The sequence below is a fragment of the Bradyrhizobium sp. Pha-3 genome (genome assembly GCF_042258615.1).
GTDB lineage: Bacteria > Pseudomonadota > Alphaproteobacteria > Rhizobiales > Xanthobacteraceae > Bradyrhizobium.
Window position 1 is genome coordinate 2,205,483 of sequence record NZ_CP170152.1, and the last position, 15,013, is coordinate 2,220,495.

The 15,013-nt window shown below is 65.2% G+C and carries 13 protein-coding genes; 10 read left to right on the top strand and 3 right to left on the bottom strand.

What is annotated here, in order from left to right; all coding sequences use genetic code 11:
- Window positions 1–5: 5 nt before the first annotated feature.
- Genes ACE10Z_RS10310 through ACE10Z_RS10320 form a run of 3 tightly spaced genes read right to left on the bottom strand, consistent with a single transcriptional unit; the run spans window position 6 to window position 3,167 of the window.
- Window positions 6–1,028 carry a class II aldolase/adducin family protein gene (locus tag ACE10Z_RS10310; RefSeq protein ID WP_375787822.1) on the bottom strand — a complete coding sequence of 341 codons (1,023 nt, stop codon included), beginning with the start codon at window positions 1,026–1,028 and terminating at the stop codon, window positions 6–8.
- A 10-nt stretch (window positions 1,029–1,038) separates the two neighbouring features.
- The gene (locus ACE10Z_RS10315; RefSeq protein ID WP_375787823.1) at window positions 1,039–1,890 is read right to left on the bottom strand and encodes a TIGR01459 family HAD-type hydrolase; all 852 of its coding nucleotides are present in this window, start codon (window positions 1,888–1,890) and stop codon (window positions 1,039–1,041) included.
- Window positions 1,887–3,167: an FGGY-family carbohydrate kinase gene (locus ACE10Z_RS10320; protein WP_375787824.1), complete on the bottom strand. Its 1,281-nt coding sequence runs from the start codon at window positions 3,165–3,167 to the stop codon at window positions 1,887–1,889. The genes ACE10Z_RS10315 and ACE10Z_RS10320 overlap by 4 nt, the downstream gene beginning before the upstream one ends.
- Window positions 3,168–3,352: 185 nt before the next feature.
- On the opposite strand from ACE10Z_RS10320, the gene ACE10Z_RS10325 reads away from it, so the two are divergent.
- The 10 genes from ACE10Z_RS10325 to ACE10Z_RS10370 all read left to right on the top strand — a co-directional run bounded on the left by ACE10Z_RS10325 (window position 3,353) and on the right by ACE10Z_RS10370 (window position 14,823).
- On the top strand, window positions 3,353–4,342 hold the full coding sequence (locus ACE10Z_RS10325; protein ID WP_375789797.1) for a sugar-binding transcriptional regulator: 990 nt from the start codon (window positions 3,353–3,355) through the stop codon (window positions 4,340–4,342).
- A gap of 22 nt (window positions 4,343–4,364) precedes the next feature.
- The gene (locus ACE10Z_RS10330; RefSeq protein ID WP_375787825.1) at window positions 4,365–5,804 is read left to right on the top strand and encodes an extracellular solute-binding protein; all 1,440 of its coding nucleotides are present in this window, start codon (window positions 4,365–4,367) and stop codon (window positions 5,802–5,804) included.
- A gap of 107 nt (window positions 5,805–5,911) precedes the next feature.
- Complete coding sequence (locus ACE10Z_RS10335; protein WP_375787826.1) at window positions 5,912–6,844, top strand: carbohydrate ABC transporter permease; 933 nt, start codon at window positions 5,912–5,914, stop codon at window positions 6,842–6,844.
- 15 nt (window positions 6,845–6,859) lie between these two features.
- Complete coding sequence (locus tag ACE10Z_RS10340) at window positions 6,860–7,717, top strand: carbohydrate ABC transporter permease (RefSeq protein ID WP_375787827.1); 858 nt, start codon at window positions 6,860–6,862, stop codon at window positions 7,715–7,717.
- Window positions 7,718–7,721: 4 nt separating this feature from the next.
- The gene (locus ACE10Z_RS10345; RefSeq protein ID WP_375787828.1) at window positions 7,722–8,825 is read left to right on the top strand and encodes an ABC transporter ATP-binding protein; all 1,104 of its coding nucleotides are present in this window, start codon (window positions 7,722–7,724) and stop codon (window positions 8,823–8,825) included.
- A 19-nt stretch (window positions 8,826–8,844) separates the two neighbouring features.
- Window positions 8,845–9,954: an ABC transporter ATP-binding protein gene (locus tag ACE10Z_RS10350; protein ID WP_375789798.1), complete on the top strand. Its 1,110-nt coding sequence runs from the start codon at window positions 8,845–8,847 to the stop codon at window positions 9,952–9,954.
- 2 nt (window positions 9,955–9,956) lie between these two features.
- Window positions 9,957–11,537, top strand: coding sequence for an FGGY family carbohydrate kinase (locus ACE10Z_RS10355; RefSeq protein WP_375787829.1), 1,581 nt, complete (start codon window positions 9,957–9,959; stop codon window positions 11,535–11,537).
- Complete coding sequence (locus ACE10Z_RS10360; RefSeq protein ID WP_375787830.1) at window positions 11,530–12,570, top strand: 2-hydroxyacid dehydrogenase; 1,041 nt, start codon at window positions 11,530–11,532, stop codon at window positions 12,568–12,570. The genes ACE10Z_RS10355 and ACE10Z_RS10360 overlap by 8 nt, the downstream gene beginning before the upstream one ends.
- Before the next feature lie 19 nt (window positions 12,571–12,589).
- Window positions 12,590–13,324, top strand: coding sequence for a class II aldolase/adducin family protein (locus ACE10Z_RS10365; RefSeq protein WP_375787831.1), 735 nt, complete (start codon window positions 12,590–12,592; stop codon window positions 13,322–13,324).
- Complete coding sequence (locus ACE10Z_RS10370; protein ID WP_375787832.1) at window positions 13,321–14,823, top strand: glycerol-3-phosphate dehydrogenase; 1,503 nt, start codon at window positions 13,321–13,323, stop codon at window positions 14,821–14,823. Before ACE10Z_RS10365 ends, ACE10Z_RS10370 begins: the two co-directional genes overlap by 4 nt.
- Window positions 14,824–15,013 lie beyond the last annotated feature (190 nt).

The following is a 15,013-nucleotide window of genomic DNA, read 5'->3' on the forward strand; positions in this document are numbered from 1 at the left end:
CGCGGTCAGCGGCTGGCGGTCAATTGCTGGCGATAGCGCTCGGCGTCCCAGTTGAGCAGGGCGTTTTCGTTCTGCGCCGTCAGGTAATGGATCGGCGCATTCGGAGGCAGCCGGCAGGTCACGAGCGCAAGGCAGCTCAGCATCGCTTCGGCTCCCGCGCTCGCATCCTTGCGGATGACGCTGCCGATGCCGGGAACGAGGATTGCGACGGGCGGCGGTCCATCGTCCCTTGGCAGGTCGGCGGCGCGGAGACTGCGGCCATTCTCCAGGGTCGGCATGGCCGGTCCCAGGAATACGACATGGTCAGGGTAGAGCGAGCCGCCGGCGGCGACCGCGAGATTGTGCAGGTCGGTGGCGATGCCGTGGCAGCGCGGATCTGACGGCACCCGATAATCGGTCCCGGCGCAGATCGTGCGCAGCGCATCATGGTCCGCGGCCAGCGCGTCGCGCGGCGCCAGCGCCAGGCGCCGTTCAACATCGGCCACCATCGCTTCCGCGCCCTCGCAGGTGGCTGCGCCGACCACGAGGCCGTGGTTGCCGAGGATCAGGATGTCGACGGGTTCGCTTGCGATCGCCGCGCTCACAGCCTGGGCCAGCGGCAATCCCGGATGGCAATAATCGAGATAGCGCCAGTTGAGGCCATCGAGCCGCCGTGCGAGCTCGGCGGGCGCGTCGGTCCGCACCGCCCAGGCGATCGTGTTGACGGAGTGGACATGCAGCACGACGGGATGCGGCATCAGCGCGTGCAGCGAGGTCTCGATCGAAGCGCGCAGCGTCGTCGTGGCGCCCGGTGCGAGCGGTACGCGCTCGTCGCCCTGCTCGAGCGCCGTGAGGGCAGCCGACAGCGCAACCGGAACGAAGATGTCCTTGTCGTTGGCGTCGGACAGCCAGGTGCCGGAGGCCTTGACCCAGAGCGTGTCGCCATCCTTCACCGACGAGTTGCCGCCGGCGCCCTGCACCAAGAGGATGTTCCTGCCGACGCGCGCCGACACCTCGCGGAGGTCATTGATTTGGGTGGGCTGTTGCATCGTTCGGGTCTCACCAGGCTAAGCGCGTCATGGTCCAATGCGGTGGGCGGGTGCTTCCGTCGGTCATCGTCTCGAGGGAACTCGAAGCACCATCCCGATGCACGCCGTTGCACAGGAACAGCGTCAGCATGCCGGCGGCACGTCCGCCGGCAATGTCATGGTCGAGGGAATCGCCGACCATCAGCACACGCGCAGGCGCGGGGTGGCCCAGTCGTTGAAGTGCCGTGGCAAAGATCGGAGCATGCGGCTTGCCGACGAATGTGACGCGACCGCCGATTTGCTCATAGAAGTGCGCCAGCGCGCCCGGCGCGGGGATCAGTCCCTTCGCGCCGAACATCGCGAGATCGGGATTGGCGCACAGCATCGGCAGGCCACACGCTGCGGCCGTGGTCAGGCACCGCCGCCAATGTTCGGGCTCGGCCGCGGCATCGTCGAGGCCTGCGAGAAGGATGAAGTCGGATTTCTCCACCTCGTTGACGACCGCAAGATCGAGCCCGTCGACGACCGTGCGATCGCTGCCGCGGCTGATCAGGAAGCACTTGTGGCCCAGCTCATTGAATGGTGCGTGCGCGCGCGTCTTGAGGCCGATCCAGGTGGCTTCGCCGGACGTGAGGATGCCGTCATAGGCGTCTGGCTTCAGACCCAATGAGGCTAGGCGTTGCGCATTGCTGCTGGCGCGCTTGCCGGAATTCGAGAGCACCAGCACCCGCTTGCCGGCCTGCCGCAGCCGCGTCACGCAGTCCAGTGCCACCGGAAAGATCGACTGTCCCTCATGCAACGTGCCCCATTGGTCGAGCAGTACATGATCGAACCGGTCGATGATGACGTGAAGACCTTCGATGTCGATCGAACCCTGCTTCATGCCGGGCCGCCCCGCAGCGCCAGCAGCGCCGCGCCATAGCTGGCTTCGGTCTGTTCGGCGACGGTCACGGGGACGCCGAGCGCGCGGTGCCTGATCTTGGTCCACGCCTCGTTCTTCGCGCCGCCGCCGATGCTGATCACCCGGCGCAGCGGCGGCGCGCCGAGGTTGGACAACTGCCGATAGGCGAGTGCCTCGACCGAGGCGATGCCCTCCAGCAGCGCTTGGAAGAAGCGATGATCCTCCGGTGGCCGCGGCGTGACCCGTGGCGGCATCGCGGGATCGGCGATCGGAAATCGCTCGCCCGGCTTGGCCAGCGGATAATAGTCGAGGCCGGTTGGCACCTCGGGCCGCAGTTCCGGCGTCAGGCGCTCCATGTCAGCGGCGCTGAAATGCGCAAGCAGCGCACCGCCCCCTGTGTTGGAGGCGCCGCCGGCAAGCCAGCTGTCACCAAGCCGGTGCGAATAGACGCCTTGGCTCGCAGCAAAGATCGGCCGTGTTGCGAGCAGCTTGACCACCAGCGTGGTGCCCAACGAGGTGACGGCATCGCCCGGCGTATCGGCGCGGGTGGCGATAAAGGCCGCGACGCCATCGGTGGTGCCCGCAGCAATGCGCGCCGACGACGGCAGGCCGAGCGAAGCCGCAATTGTGGGATCGATCTCGGCAAAGGTTGTTCCCGGCACCAGCACCTTCGGCAGAAGTTTGCGGGGAACGTCGAGATGATCCAGCCAGGCGGGCCAGGTCTGTGTCACCGGATCATAGCCAAGCTTCAACACATTGTTCTCGTCGCTGATGCCGTGCTGCCCGGCCAGCCGGCCGGCGATCCAGTCCGCCTGATGCACGGCAAGGCGTGCGCCGTCGGCTGCTCCCCGATTCAGCAGGTGAAGCAGCTTCGCCAGCGCGCTGCTCGCGCCATGCGCGCCGCTTTCGGCGGGTGCCGCCGCCGCGATGCGGGCAGCCTCCGCCGCGGCGCGCGCGTCGTTGTACATCAGTCCGGGCGTGCGCGGCCGGCCGTCGGCATCGATCAGCAGCAGTGTGCCGGAGGTGCCGTCGACGGATATCCGTTCGACGTTTGTGAGATCGATCTTGCCCGCGAGCTTGCCGATCGCCGCGATCGTCGCCTGCCACCAGAGTTCCGGATCCTGATCGATCGCGTTGCCATCCTGTCGCGGCGGCGGCAGGGGGGTGGACTCCATGCTCCGGATCTTGCCGTGCGCATCGATCGCGCAGGCGCGGACACCACCGGTGCCGACGTCAATTCCGAGGAACAAGCCTGCCATCCGACTTCACCACGATTGGCGACCGCGTCGTAACACCTCGCGGACCGCGCCGTTCGAGAGCGTCATTGCACCGCAGCACGTTTGGGGGATTGACGTCCCGGGTCGCGTCTGCAATTTTTTGCAGTGTCTGAAGAAATTTGCAAGTGGGCTTTTGCGGCGTGGTGACCTCCTCCGACAGGGTGCCGATGGTTGATGGCGAGGCGTCGCTTGCGACACGCGCGGCATGGCTCTATTTCGCCGCCGGGTTGACGCAGTCCGAGGTGGCCGACCGGCTCAACATCCAGAGCACCAAGGCGCACCGGCTGATCGCGCGCGCGAGCCGCGAAGGCATGATCCGGGTCTTCGTCGAGGGACCGGTCGCCGAATGCATGGCGCTGGAGAACACGCTGACCGAACGCTACGGACTGGGCTTCTGCCGCGTAGCGCCCGACCTCGGCGAGGGCGATTGGCCGTTGAAGGCGCTCGCGCTCGAGGGAGCGAGCTTCTTGCGCCAGATCCTCGAGCGCGGCGAGCACAACATCATCGGCGTCGGCCACGGCCGCACGCTCGCAGCCGTGGTCGAGCAAATGCCGCAGACGCCGGCGCGCGGCATGCAGTTCGTGTCGCTGCTTGGCGGATTGACGCGCAAGTTCGCCGCCAACCCGTTCGATGTGATCCATCGGCTGGCGGAGCGCACCGGGGCCGAAGCCTATCTCCTGCCGGTGCCGGTGTTCGCCAATTCAGTCGCGGACCGTGCGGTGCTGATGAAGCAATACGGCATTGCGGACGTGTTTGCGCTCGCGCGCCAGGCATCGCTGCTGTTCGTCGGTATCGGCCAGATCCACCCCGACGGGTTCCTGGTCTCGAGCGGCATGATCAAGCCGGATGAACTCGTCGAGCTGAAGCGCGCCGGGGCCTGCGCCGACCTGCTCGGACATTTCTTTAGCGCCGACGGCAAGGTGCTCGATCTCGAACTGTCCGCGCGTGCCACGTCGATGGCACCGGAAGATCTCAGGAAGCACCGCATCGTCGCCATCGGTGGTGGATTGGCCAAGGTGACCGCGTTGCGCGCCGTGCTGCGCAGCGGCTTGCTGCACGGCCTCATCATCGACGAAGCGACCGCTCAGGCACTCACAACCGATAAGCCGGGGGCAACATCCGGCAAGACCAAGAACAAGGGTCGCAAGGGAAAGTAAACGCGCACAATGGGAGGTAATAATGCACGATCGCGAGAAGAATCTGTTCGATTCCTACGCCGCCAAACGCATCAGCCGGCGTGATCTGCTTGATGGCGCCGCCAAGCTCGGCATCGCCGGCGTCGCAGCCAACGCCGCCTTCGCATCCTCGGTATCGCGGGCGATGGCGGCGGACTTCAACTGGAAGGCCCATAGCGGCAAGAGCGTCAAGCTGCTCTTGAACAAGCACCCCTACGTCGATGCGATGATCGGCGATCTCGAAGCGTTCAAGACGCTCACGGGGATGAACGTCACCTATGACATCTTCCCGGAGGACGTCTATTTCGACAAGGTGACCGCGGCGCTCTCCTCGAAATCGGATCAGTACGATGCCTTCATGACCGGCGCCTACATGACCTGGACCTACGGTCCGGCGGGCTGGATCGAGGATCTGAACGCCTATATCAAGGATCCGGTCAAGACCAATCCGGCTTTCGCCTGGGACGATGTGCTGCCCGGCCTGCGCGCCTCGACGGCATGGGACGGTGTGGCCGGCTCCGAACTCGGCTCGGGCAAGGCCAAGCAGTGGTGTATCCCGTGGGGCTATGAGCTCAACAGCATCACCTACAACCGCAACATCTTCGACAAGGTCGGCGTCAAGCCGCCGAAGAATCTCGATGACCTGCTCGAGGTCGCCGCGAAGATCACCAAGGATGCCGGCGGCCCGTATGGCATCGGCGTGCGTGGGTCGCGCTCCTGGGCGACCATCCATCCCGGCTTCCTGTCCGCCTATTCGAACTTCGGTCAGAAGGATTTCGTGATGGAAGGCGGCAAGCTGAAGGCCGCCATGAACACCAAGGCGTCGAAGGACTTCCACGAGAAATGGGTCAAGATGATCCAGGGCTCGGGTCCGAAGAACTGGTCGACCTACACCTGGTATCAGGTCGGCACCGATCTCGGCGCGGGCGCGTCCGGCATGATCTACGATGCCGACATCCTCGGCTACTTCATGAACGGCGGCGACAACAAGGAGAAGGGGCATCTCGGCTATACGCCGTTCGCCGCCAATCCGGCCGCCAAGGCGCCGACGCCGAATGTCTGGATCTGGTCGCTCGCGCTGTCGAGCTTCTCCAAGCAGAAAGACGCGGCGTGGTTGTTCATGCAGTGGGCGGCCTCGACCGAGCATGGCCTGTTCGGCGCCCGCAAGATGGACTTCGTCAATCCGGTGCGCGCCTCGGTGTGGAAGGACAGCGAGTTCCGCGACCGTATCGCAAAGTCCTATCCGGGCTATCTCGAGCAGCATGACGTCTCCTCGCCCGGCGCCAAGATCTACTTCACCGCGCAGCCGCTGTTCTTCGACCTGACCACCGAATGGGCCGCCTCCTTGCAGAAGATGGTCGCCAAGGAAGTCAGCGTCGATGAAGGCCTCGACAAGCTTGCCGAGAGCATCAACCGGCAGCTCAAGCAGGCCGGCCTCGGGTGACGATTTGCGTGGTGCCCTGATTCCTCCGCACCACGACAACCCGCCGGTTCGGATCGCGCTCCGATCCGAACCGGCGATGTCGCAGCGAACAAGTGAGCTCTGTCATCATGAGCATGGCCCAGTTGTCCCAGACCAACGCCGTCCCGCGCCGCAGCCCAAGGTCGCGCGGCCGCCTGCTGCCCTATCTTCTGAGCCTCCCGGCGCTGCTGGTCTGCATCGCGATCCTCGTGCCGTTCGTGACGGCGGCGATCTATTCGCTGCAGCGCTATCGGCTGAACCTGCCCTATTTGCGCGGCTTTATCTGGGCCGACAATTACATCGACTTCCTCACCGATCCGGCATTCTGGAACACGCTGCGTATCTCGCTGGTCTATACGGCGGTGACCGTGGTGCTGGAGCTGTTGCTCGGCCTCGGGATCGCCCTGCTGCTGCGTCGCCCGACACGCTTTCACAATGCGGTCTCGATCATGCTGCTGCTGCCGCTGATGACGGCTCCGGCGATCGCTGCGCTGATGTGGAAGCTGATGACCAACCCGAGCTTCGGCATCTTGTCCTATGTGGTCAGTCTGTTCGGTATCCACGATTTCAAATGGGCGTCCGATCCGTCGACCGCGCTGTTCACGGTAGTGCTAGTCGATGTCTGGGTCTACACGCCCTTCATCATGATCCTGCTGCTGGCCGGGTTGCGTTCGCTGCCGCGCCAGCCATTCGAGGCGGCCGCGCTGGATGGCGTGCCGGCAAGCTTCGTGTTCTTCCGCATCACGCTGCCGATGCTCGCGCCCTACATCATCACGGCATCGCTGTTCCGGCTGCTCGATTCGATCCAGCAGTTCGACATCATCTATGCGATGACGCAGGGTGGTCCCGGCGACCGGCTGATGGTGTTCCAGGTTCAGGCCTATCTCGAATTCTTTCAGTACACCAATGTCGGACGCTCGGCGGCGCTGTTGATGATCCTCTGGCTCATCACCAATATCCTGTCGAACATCTTCATCAAGAACTGGCTGCGGCTGCGTGCGCGCGCCCATGCCCACGCGTAGGCGATGGAGGCGGCGATGGACCATTCCAGTCTTGCAGGTCGGATCTTCCGGGGCGTGGCGCTGGCGCTCGTGCTGGTGTTCTTCATGTTTCCGATCGTCTGGATCTTCCTGATGTCGTTCCAGAGCAATGATCAGATCCTCCGCATTCCGCCGCGGATCCTGTTCGAGCCGACGCTGAGCAATTACCAGGCGCTGATCTCCGGACAACTGCAGACCACGGCCGGCAATCTCGAGATCTCCTTCATGCGCAACCTCATGAACAGCTTCGTGCTGTCGAGCGCAGCGGTGATCCTGGCGCTGGTGCTCGGCGTGCCGGCGGCCTACGCCTTCGCGCGGTTCAAGTTCCGGCTCGGCGAAACCATCGCCTTTACGCTGCTGTCGTTTCGCTTTGCGCCGCCGCTGCTCGTGCTGCTGCCGTTGTCGCTGTACTATCAGGAGCTGGGCCTCAGCGACACTTACTTCGGCATTGTCTGGGTGTATCAGCTGATCGCCTTGCCCCTGATCCTGTGGATCGTGCGCGGCTATTTCGAGGACATCAGCCCCGACATCGAGCACGCCTATCGCCTGGCCGGACATTCCTGGCGCGAGACCTTCACACGCATCGCGGTGCCGCTCGCGGGGCCGGGCATCGCGGCTGCCGGCCTGCTATCCTTCATCTTCTGCTGGAACAATTTCGTCTTCGCGCTGATCCTGGCTTCCGCCGACAAGCAGCCGGTGACGGTGGGCGCACTGGCTTTCGTCACGGCGTCCGGCATCCAATACGGGCAGATCGCAGCGGCCATCGTGCTGTCGGTCACGCCGACCCTGCTGCTCGCGCTCTATGCGCAGCGCTATCTGGTCGAGGGTCTGTCGCTCGGTGCGGTGAAGGGCTGAAAGCATGGTACGTCTCGACATCAACGCCCTCGGCAAGTCGTTCGGCCCGGTCCGCTGCGCCGACGGATTGTCCTTCACGGTCGAGCCCGGCGAGATCGTCGCGGTGTTCGGCCCCTCGGGCAGCGGCAAGACCATGCTGCTGCGCATGATCGCCGGCATGTACGAGCCCGACGAGGGCGACATCCTGGTCGGCGGGCAATCGATCGTCGGCGCGCCGCCGGAGCGGCGCGGGATCGGCATGGCGTTCCAGAATTTCGCGCTGTTTCCGCACATGACGGCGCGCGACAACATCGCGAGCGGCCTGCGAGCGAAGGCTGGCGATTCCGACCTCGCCGGGCGGGTCAAGGCGATCAGCAAGCTGCTGAAGATCGAGCATGTCCTCGGCCATATGCCCCGCGAACTGTCCAACGGACAGAAGCAACGCACCGCGCTGGCGCGCGCCTTGATCGGCAATCCCGACGTGCTGCTGCTGGACGATCCGCTGCGCAACGTCGACGCGAAACTGCGCTACGAGATGCGGCTGGAGCTGCCGAGCCTCTTGCGCCGCAGCTCTGCGGCCGTGCTCTATGTCACTCAGGACTATCGCGAGGCCATGGCGATTGCGGACCGGATTGCGGTGCTGGTCGGCGGCCGGCTGGTCCAACTCGCCCGACCGGAGGAGATCTATGCGAAGCCGGTATCGGTCGCGGTGGCGAGGCTATTCGGCGATCCCAGCATCAACCTCGCCGAGGTCGAGCCGCAGTTCGGCCAGGGCGGCCTGAGCGCCGACGTGGCCGGCACCCGGGTACGGCTCGATGCGACCGATCAGCCGGCGGTTCACGGCCCCTGCTGGCTCGGGGTTCGCCCGGACGATCTGCGTATCAGCCGCAGCGGCGGCGATGATGCCATTCCGGCTCGCGTCGTCGCAGTCACGCCGATGCATGAGCGCGCGGTGCTGCTGCTTCGTTTCGGCGATGGGTCCGAATGGCTGGCAGCGCTGCCCGCGGATGCGCCGGTAGCAAGCGCCGATAACGACGTGTTCGTCGGGTTTGCGCCGCAAACGGCATTGCTGTTCGATCGCGCGACAGGGCTTCGCGTCGGACAGGCCGATCGGCGGCAGGCGGGATGAGGGGATCGTGACCATGGGCATGCTCGAAATCCGCAATGTCGACAAGGTCTATCAGAGCCGTGGCAAGCCGCCGGTCCATGCCGTGCGCGCGCTCGATATGGCGGTCGGCAAGGGTGAGATCGTCGCGCTGTTGGGGTCTTCCGGTTGCGGAAAGACCTCGACCTTGCGCATGATCGCGGGTTTCGAACGTGTTACGTCGGGCGCGATCACGTTGAGCCGGCGCCGGATCGACGAACTGCCGCCGGCGCGGCGCAAGGTCGCGATGGCCTTCGAGGGCTATTCGCTCTATCCGCCGCTCACGGTGCGCGAGAACATCGCCTTTGCGTTGAAGGCGCAGCAGCTATCGCACGGTGAGGTCTCGCGCCGCGTCAATGCGATTGCGCAGCTGGTCGAGATCGAGGATACGCTCGACAAATATCCGCGCTCGATCTCGGGCGGCCAGCAGCAGCGTGTGTCGCTGGCGCGGGCGCTGGTGCGGGATGCCGATCTCTATCTGCTCGACGAGCCGATGGGACAGCTCGAGCCGCAACTGCGCGCGGTGCTGCGCGGGCGGATCAAGGGCCTGCTGACCGAGCGTGGCATGACTGCGATCTTCGTGACCCACGACCAGACCGAGGCGAGTGCGCTGGCCGACCGCATCGCGGTGATGGAAGACGGTGTGCTGCAGCAGTTCGCGAGCGAGAAGGAATTGAAGAATCGGCCGGCGAACCTGTTCGTAGCCAGCTTCATCGGAGAGCCGCCGATGAACCTGCTGGAGACCGAGGTGGCATCCGCGGATGGCGGCTTCCGCTTGTCGGTCGGGCCCGACATCACCTTCCATATTCCAGGCAGCTCGCTCGATCAGACCGCGCGCGAGGCGCTGGCGCAGAGCAAGCGCGTCCAGGTCGGCATCCGGCCGCAGAAGATCGCCGTCGGCAGCGGTGACGTGCAAGTGCGCGTGATGTCCAATCAATGGCTGGGTGACCAGTCGCATGTTGCCGGCGAGTGCGCCGGCCATCTGCTGATCGCGGTGACGTCGAGCCGGGTTGCGGCGCGGCCGGGTGATATCATTCCATTTGCGCTGGAACCGCGGCATTTGCACATCTTCGGTGCCGACGGGGTCTGCATTCGCCATGCGGAGGCGATCTGATCATGTCGATCCCGCAGCGCCGCGACGTCATCATCGGCATCGACGCCGGAACGTCCCTGATCAAGACCGTTGCGTTCACGCGTGATGGCCGGCAGCTGGCCGATTTCTCGCTGCCCAACAGCTACAGCACCGCGCCTGGCGGCCGGGTCGAGCAGGATATGGCGCGGACCTGGACCGACTCCGTCGCCGCGTTACGCGGTCTTGCGGTGGCGGTGCCGGACTTCGCGTCGCGGGTGGCGGCCGTCGCCGTCACCGGGCAGGGCGACGGCACCTGGTTGATCGATGATGACGGCCGTCCGGTTGCGCCGGCGTTGCTCTGGCTCGACTCACGCGCCGGCGACCTGGTCGAGGGAATCCGGTCCAGTGACCGCAACGCCGCGCTCTACCAGCGCACCGGCTCCGGGCTCAGCGCCTGTCAGCAAGGGCCGCAACTCGCCTGGCTGCAATCCCACGCGCCGCAAACCCTTGCGCGCGCCAGCACCGCGTTTCACTGCAAGGATTGGCTCTACTTCCTGCTCACCCGCCAACGGGCGACCGATCCGTCGGAGGCGAGCTTTACCTGCGGCAATTTCCGCAAGCGCGGTTTTGACGCGGAGACCGCGAAGCTGATCGGCATCTCCGATCGCATGGCGTTGTTTCCAGCGGTGGTCGACGGTGTCGTGACGACGCATCCGCTGAGCGCGGCCGCTGCGTTGGAGACCGGGTTGCCCCAGGGCGTCCCGGTCTCGCTCGGCTATGTCGACGTGATCTGCAATGCTCTGGGGGCGGGGCTCTATGATCCGGCGCCCGATGTCGGCTGCACCATCATCGGCTCGACCGGCATGCACATGCGGCTCGCATCCAGCGCCGACGCTGTCGTGCTCAATCCTGCCGCCACCGGCTACACCATGCCGTTTCCGGTTCCCGGTCACTACGCGCAGATGCAGTCGAACATGGCGGCGACGCTCAACATCGACTGGCTGATCGATCTTGCGCGCGACCTCTTGTCCGCCGAAGGCGTGACGCGTTCGCGCGCCGATCTGATCCACGGGTTGGACGCACGCGTGCTCGAGGCGCGGCCGGGCGAATTGCTGTTCCATCCGTTTATTTCGGATGCCGGAGAGCGCGGTCCGTTTGTGTCGCATGAGGCCAGCGCGCAGTTTCTGGGCCTGCGTACGCGGCACGGCTATTGGGACTTGATGCGGGCGGTGATGGAGGGGCTTGCCTTCGCGGCGCGCGATTGCTATGCGGCGATGGGCAGCTTGCCGCGTGACCTGCGGATCACCGGCGGAGCGTCGCGAAGCCGGGCGCTTGGTTCAATTTTCGGTGCCGCACTCGAATGCAATGTGCGGGTTTGCAGCCGGAGCGAGGCTGGTGCCGCCGGCGCTGCGATGATCGCGGCGGTGGCGACCGGCATCTATCCCAACATGACGGCTTGCGCGGAGGATTGGGTGAGACCTTGTCTCAATGCCCCGCAGACGCATGATCCGAACCTTGCCGCGCGCTATTCGCGTATCTTCCCAACCTATCTCGAGGCCAGGCTCGCGGCGCGGCCGGTCTGGAAGCAGCTCGCGGCACTGCGCGCAGGAGGTGGCCATGTCTGACACCATCGCCATCATCGGTGATCGCTTCATGCTGCCGTCCGTGTTTGCCGAGCGGATCGCGGCGACTTGCGGCAACGCGATCGACATTCGTACCCTGGAGCTGCGATGGCCGGATGAGCCGATGGAGCATGGTTATGCCGGCTCCAAGCTCGACGGATTGAAGGAGTTCATGGGCGATCCAAACGAGATCGCCGACTTCATCGCCGATGCGCCGATGCTGGTCACTCACCTGGCGCCGATCTCGCGCGCGATGCTGGAGCGGCTGCCAAGCCTCAAATTCATCGCGGTGTCGCGCGGCGGGCCTGTCAATATCGACATGCAGGCGGCGCGGGATCGCAATGTGCTGGTCGTCAATACGCCCGGGCGCAATGCGAGTGCGGTGGCCGAGTTCACCATCGGCGCCATTCTTGCCGAGACGCGCCTGATCCGCAGTGGCCATGAATCCTTGCGCGGCGGCCAATGGCGCGGCGATCTCTACCGCGCCGATCGTACCGGGCGCGAGCTCAGCGAGATGACCGTCGGGATCGTCGGCTATGGCGCGATCGGCAGCCGGGTGGTGAAGCTGCTCAAGGCCTTCGGCTGCAAGATCCTGGTGGCCGATCCCTACGTCCAGCTCAGCGCGCAGGATCGCAATGACGGCGTCGAGCATGTGGCGCTGGCCGATCTCTTGACGCGCGCCGACGTGATCAGCATGCATGCGCGGGTCACGGCGGAGACCACGCGTTTCATCGATCGCACGGCGCTCGCGCGGATGAAGCCGGACGCGTATTTCATAAATACCGCGCGCGGCCCGCTGGTTGACTATGACGCACTCACCGAGGCCCTGTCGGCGGGACGGCTGAGCGGCGCAATGCTGGACACCTTCGCGGTGGAGCCGGTGCCGCCGGACTGGCCGCTGCTGCAATTGCCCAATGTCACGCTGACGCCGCATATCGCCGGCGCCTCCGTGCGCACCGTGACCTTTGCCGCCGATCAGGCGGCGGAAGAGGTTCGCCGCTTCCTGAGCGGCGAGCCGCCACTCAATCCGTGCTGAAGACGAAAGGTGCCTTGATATGACCCATGAGGAACGACAGCTGCGCGAAGCCATCATCTCCAAGTGCCGCTGGATGAATGCGTCGGGTCTCAACCAGGGGACATCGGGAAACATCTCCGCCCGCTACAAGGACAGGATGCTGATCACGCCCTCGGCGACGCCCTACGACGCGATGAAACCTGCCATGATTGCGTCAATGCCGATCGAGGGCGACTACGGCTCCTGGGACGGGCCGTTGCAGCCATCGACGGAATGGCGTTTCCATCTCGATATCATGCGCGGCCGGCCCGACGTCGGCGCCGTCGTGCACACGCACTCGACCTACGCGACCGTGCTTGCGATCGCACGCAAATCGATTCCGGCGTGCCATTACATGATGGCGGCATTCGGCGGCCATGACATCCGCTGCGCCGGCTATGCGCGCTACGGCACGCCGGAACTGTCCGAGCATGCCCTCGCTGCGCTCGAGGGCCGCAACGGTTGCCTGTTGGCCAATCACGGCATGATTGCGGTCGGCGCCGATCTGGACAAGGCGATGTGGCTCGCGGTCGAGCTCGAGACTATCGCGCGTCAGTATTATCTCTCGCTCGCGCTCGACGGCCCGCACATCCTCAGCGAGCAGCAGATCGCCGAAACCGCGCAGGGCTTCTCGACCTATGGTCTGCATGCGCCGAAGCCGAAAGCTGCGAAGGCGCGCGCAACGAAGGCCGCAGCGCGGCGCCGGGTCGAGAAGAAGCGCAGCAGGACGCGATGACGGCTGCGGAACCGGGCGCGGACCATGGGCTCGTCGATATCGCCATCATTGGCGGCGGCATCAATGGCGCCGGCATCGCCCGGGATGCGGCCGGCCGCGGCCTCAAGGTGCTGCTGTGCGAGAAGGGCGACTTTGCCGAAGGCACGTCGTCGCGCTCCGGCAAGCTCGTTCATGGCGGCCTGCGTTATCTCGAGTATTACGAATTTCGCCTGGTACGCGAAGCGCTGATCGAGCGCGAGGTGTTATTGGCGTCGGCGCCGCACATCATCTGGCCGATGCGCTTTGTGTTGCCGCATTCGCCCGAGCAGCGACCGGCCTGGTTGATCCGGACCGGATTGTTTCTCTACGACCATCTGGGCGGCCGCAAGCAACTGCCGCCGAGCCGCGGGCTCGATTTGTCGCATGCGCCTGACGGCGCACCGCTGCGTCCGGAATTCCGCCGCGGCTTCGAATACTCGGATTGCTGGGTCGACGATGCGCGACTGGTGATCCTCAATCTCATCGATGCCGCCCGCAACGGCGCAACGATCCTGCCGCGGACACGTGCGGTCAGCGCACGACGCGAGCAGGGTGCATGGCGCCTGGAAATGCAAAGCGAGACTGGCGGCCATGAGGTGGTGTGCGCACGGGCGCTCGTCAATGCGGCTGGCCCCTGGGTGAGCGATGTCATGCAGGGCGTCGCGGGGCTGAACTCGTCGCACAATGTGCGGTTGGTCAAGGGGAGCCATATCGTGGTGCCGAAGTTCTGGAGCGGGCCGCAGGCCTATCTGCTCCAGAACGAGGACCGCCGCGTCATCTTTGTCAATCCCTATGAGGACAATCTGGCGCTGATCGGCACCACCGATATTCCCTATGACGGCCGGGCGGAGGACGTCGCGATCGACGCCGACGAGACCGCCTACCTGCTTGCCATCCTGCGCCGCTACTTTCGTGCATCGCCCCAGCAGGGCGACATCCTGCACGCGTTTTCCGGTGTGCGGCCGCTCTATGATGATAATTCGGACAATCCCTCGGCGGTGACGCGCGACTATGTGTTCGAGGTGCACGGCACCCCGGACGAACCACCGCTGCTGGCGATCTTCGGCGGCAAGATCACCACCTATCGCCGGCTCGCGGAACATGCGCTCGGCCGGTTGGCGTCGTGGTTTCCAAAGATGTTGCCGGCATGGACGGCGGGACGGGTGCTGCCCGGCGGCGACATTGCCGGCACATTCGATGATTTCGCAGCCGAGCTGGCACGCGCATATCCCGATCTTCCCGGGCCCGTGATCGGTCACTATGCGCGCCTTTACGGCACGCGGGCTCGGGATCTGCTCGGATCGGCCCGTAGCCCCGCCGATCTCGGCCGCCACTTCGGCGCGAACCTCTACGAGCGCGAGGTGGACTTTCTACGTCAGACCGAGTGGGCGACGACGACCGCTGATATCCTCGAGCGCCGGACCAAGCACGGTCTGCACCTGACGCGCGCGCAACGCGAAGCGTTCGAGCGCTATCTGTGAACGATGGCCAGGTCGTTCGTGCGAGCGCAGCACGACGTTCCGGGCGGCCTGCTGCAATTGGTGCGCAGCGGAGCGCAAACCAGCTCACGAACGAAGAGTGCACGCATCTGGTGCGGCGACCCGTTGGACCCAAAAGCAACGAGCCAGCATAGTCGATCTCGAGCTTGGCCTCGCGAACCACGAACATAAG

Bases quoted from the DNA above. Each gene is read 5' to 3' on its own strand.
- ACE10Z_RS10350 (WP_375789798.1), top strand. From the start codon at position 8,845: ATGCTCGAAATCCGCAATGTCGACAAGGTCTATCAGAGCCGTGGCAAG.
- ACE10Z_RS10315 (WP_375787823.1), bottom strand. From the start codon at position 1,890: ATGAAGCAGGGTTCGATCGACATCGAAGGTCTTCACGTCATCATCGAC.
- ACE10Z_RS10345 (WP_375787828.1), top strand. From the start codon at position 7,722: ATGGTACGTCTCGACATCAACGCCCTCGGCAAGTCGTTCGGCCCGGTC.
- ACE10Z_RS10365 (WP_375787831.1), top strand. From the start codon at position 12,590: ATGACCCATGAGGAACGACAGCTGCGCGAAGCCATCATCTCCAAGTGC.
- ACE10Z_RS10340 (WP_375787827.1), top strand. From the start codon at position 6,860: ATGGACCATTCCAGTCTTGCAGGTCGGATCTTCCGGGGCGTGGCGCTG.
- ACE10Z_RS10325 (WP_375789797.1), top strand. From the start codon at position 3,353: ATGGTTGATGGCGAGGCGTCGCTTGCGACACGCGCGGCATGGCTCTAT.
- ACE10Z_RS10360 (WP_375787830.1), top strand. From the start codon at position 11,530: ATGTCTGACACCATCGCCATCATCGGTGATCGCTTCATGCTGCCGTCC.
- ACE10Z_RS10335 (WP_375787826.1), top strand. From the start codon at position 5,912: ATGAGCATGGCCCAGTTGTCCCAGACCAACGCCGTCCCGCGCCGCAGC.
- ACE10Z_RS10330 (WP_375787825.1), top strand. From the start codon at position 4,365: ATGCACGATCGCGAGAAGAATCTGTTCGATTCCTACGCCGCCAAACGC.
- ACE10Z_RS10320 (WP_375787824.1), bottom strand. From the start codon at position 3,167: ATGGCAGGCTTGTTCCTCGGAATTGACGTCGGCACCGGTGGTGTCCGC.
- ACE10Z_RS10310 (WP_375787822.1), bottom strand. From the start codon at position 1,028: ATGCAACAGCCCACCCAAATCAATGACCTCCGCGAGGTGTCGGCGCGC.
- ACE10Z_RS10370 (WP_375787832.1), top strand. From the start codon at position 13,321: ATGACGGCTGCGGAACCGGGCGCGGACCATGGGCTCGTCGATATCGCC.
- ACE10Z_RS10355 (WP_375787829.1), top strand. From the start codon at position 9,957: ATGTCGATCCCGCAGCGCCGCGACGTCATCATCGGCATCGACGCCGGA.